This is a genomic window from Algoriphagus sp. (assembly GCF_024642405.1).
GTDB lineage: Bacteria > Bacteroidota > Bacteroidia > Cytophagales > Cyclobacteriaceae > Algoriphagus.
Genome location: NZ_JAHEBC010000453.1, coordinates 1 through 2,764 on the forward strand (window position 1 = coordinate 1; position 2,764 = coordinate 2,764).

The 2,764-nt window shown below is 36.7% G+C and carries 1 protein-coding gene and 1 pseudogene; one reads left to right on the forward strand and one right to left on the reverse strand.

What is annotated here, in order from left to right; translation table 11 throughout:
- A partial coding sequence (locus tag Q0L68_RS19225; protein WP_296705867.1) for a TonB-dependent receptor occupies window positions 1-2,013 on the reverse strand: 2,013 nt, incomplete at its 3' end.
- 443 nt (window positions 2,014-2,456) lie between these two features.
- Between Q0L68_RS19225 and Q0L68_RS19230 the strand changes: the two are divergent.
- Window positions 2,457-2,764, forward strand: a pseudogene (locus tag Q0L68_RS19230) (NAD-dependent epimerase/dehydratase family protein); the annotation flags it as partial.

Genomic DNA, 2,764 nt, shown 5'->3' on the forward strand with positions numbered 1-2,764 from the left:
AGGTTTGTCAAAATTGGTAGCAAACCAATTGCCCTGATTGACCTGAATTTCAGCAAATCCTGAGGTGGTTCTAATCAATGACCTGGTATAGGTATAGGCGAGCCAACCTGTGATACCACCAATGTTTCTTTGGATCAATAATTCAGCACCATAAGCTTTACCTTCTCCCTGGATCAATTCGGTTTCTATATGCGGATTTACAAACAAATCAGCAAAATCCCGATATTCCAATTGGTTATCTGTAGTCCTGTAAAAACCCTCAAATGAAGTAGACCACTGATCCTCTTTGAAGTTGCGGAAGTATCCTAAAGAAGCATTTTGGGACCTCTGAGGTAGGATATAGGTTGTGCTCAACTGCCAAAGATCTATTGGAGTTGGGCCCGTGGCGTTGGAGATGGTTTGAAGGTATTGGTTCATGACCGAATAACCCCCTTTGAGGGAACTGGAGTTGCCAAATGTCCAACGAAAAGAAAGTCTTGGTTCAAAACCACTGTACTTCACCACTTGTCCGCTCTCTATAAAATCAACCCCTGTAATCGTCAATCTTGACATTGGAGCTCCTTCTTGATATTTATAAACTGAATCAGGGCCTTGTTGTAAATAATTTGAATACCTGACTCCTCCTGAAACAGATAACTTTTCTGATGGATTCCAGTCAGCTGATACAAAGGGTGCATATTCCAATCCACTTTCTTTTTGAATTGTCTGTGCTTCAATCCCCGATTCTGCCGATAGTGGATGAAGAGATTCGGGCCTCATTTTGTATTTGATAGCTTCTCCACCGAAGGTGATGTCCACCTTATCGAGAGTTAATAAACCTGTTATTTTCCCTTGGTAATAATAAAGACCATTTTCAATTTTGGAAGGGTCTATTTCAGAGGGTTCAAAAAAATCATTATTGAATGATCCATAAGCTGCCAAGCCGACAAGGGAGAAGTTATCAGTCAATAGATTTCGGCTAGTCAGAGACCCGACAAGATTGTTCCATTCAAATCCAAACTGATTGGAAAACCTAAAGTAATCTCCAGTATTTAGAAGGTTAAAATCAAGACTGTTATTCTCAGAAAATTGGTGATTGATCCCAAAATAAAGATCATGGAAGTTAATCTTGCTATTTTGGACATCAACTTCTTTTACTTTGTTCAAAAGCCAATTGGCGTTGGATAACCTGGAGGTAAATATCATTGTAGTTTTTTCTGGAACGATAGGCCCCTCTATCAGTAATTTACTGACAGCAGTTCCTAAAGAAGCACTGCCTTTCCAGTTTTCTCTATTACCTTTTCTCATTTCTATGTTTAATGCTGAGGCACTCCTTCCCCCAAAGTAACTCGGCACTGTTCCTTTATACAATGTGAAATTTTGGAGTGCATCACCATTAAAAGACGATAGGAAACCCAATGCGTGGCTATTACTGAGCACTAGGGCTTCGTTCATCAGGATCAGGTTTTGATCTGCCTGACCGCCTCTTATATTCATTCCTGCAGACCCTTCACCTACAGAAGTCACTCCAGGCATTGATTGGAGTACATTGAAAATATCAGCCTCTCCCAAAAATGCCGGCACTAGTTTTATTTGGTCGATGTTCATTTTGGTGACACCGGTAATTGCACTCCGGATGTTTCTGTCGCGCTCCTCTGCCTGTACCGTGAATACCTCCAATTCAAAATCCCGATCAGCTAGAGTTACGTCCAATTGGCCATCTCCATAAAGTAGGACTATATAAGGAGCTGGTTTTTTTCCAAATTCCCTGAAAACGATCCGATGTTTTCCTGAATCAAGTGTTAGGGCATATTGTCCTAATGTATCAGTATTATTTCCTGTAAAGATTCCGTCAATGTGAATTGAAACACCTGCCAATGGTTCAGAAGTCTCTAATTGAATAACCTTTCCAATTAAAAAGTATTTGGATCTTTTAGGAATATTTTTCTGTTCAAAGCTGACTTCTGTAAATTCAGTCTGCGCATAACTTGATTGAAAATGAAAAGCCAATAATGGCATAAGCAATAGAAACAAAAAATGAGGATTGAATTCTCTATTTATATGGAGGAGACTTTCCTTTATTTTTCGAAAAAAATGTTGATGCTTGATTTTCACTTGCTTGATTTTGGGTATTTTTAATTGAATTAGAACTTCATTTATTTATCCAAATTCAAGATTGACTTTTTTGAAATCCCTGAAATGTTGAACCTAGCCATGGAATTATAAATTTCTTAATATAGGATTAGCCTTTTTCTAAATTAGTTAGCTTAAAAAGCTGCCTGCCAAATACAAAGTTCAGAGGATTAGTAAATTATATAATTCGGACGGAGATAAAAAGGTTTTTTTTATCATACAATCTTTCTCGTCCTGAAATAGCATTGTACAAAATAAAATAGAATGAATATTCAGATTTTTTTTATTAAGAATGACTTTCTGAAAGTTTAATTTTTCCCAAATAGGTGTTTGAAGTCTTTTTATTTGTAAAAGCTTTTTCGAATTCCTACAAATTGAAAACAGTAGTAACGAATTGTTCAAATGATTAAGGTCCAAATATTTTTCAGAGAAGCTTAATCCAATCTATATTAATAAAATCAAAAACAATTAGCCTTTACCAGTTTATGGGAAAAGTGAAAATATCAGAGACTGGTTGTTTGTGAAAGATCATGCTAGAGCTTTTGATACTTTATTTCATCTAGGAAGAGCTGGAGAAACGTACATTAACGGTGGGTTCAATGAATGGATGAATATTGATACGTAAAATTGCTTTATCAAAAGATGGATGAAA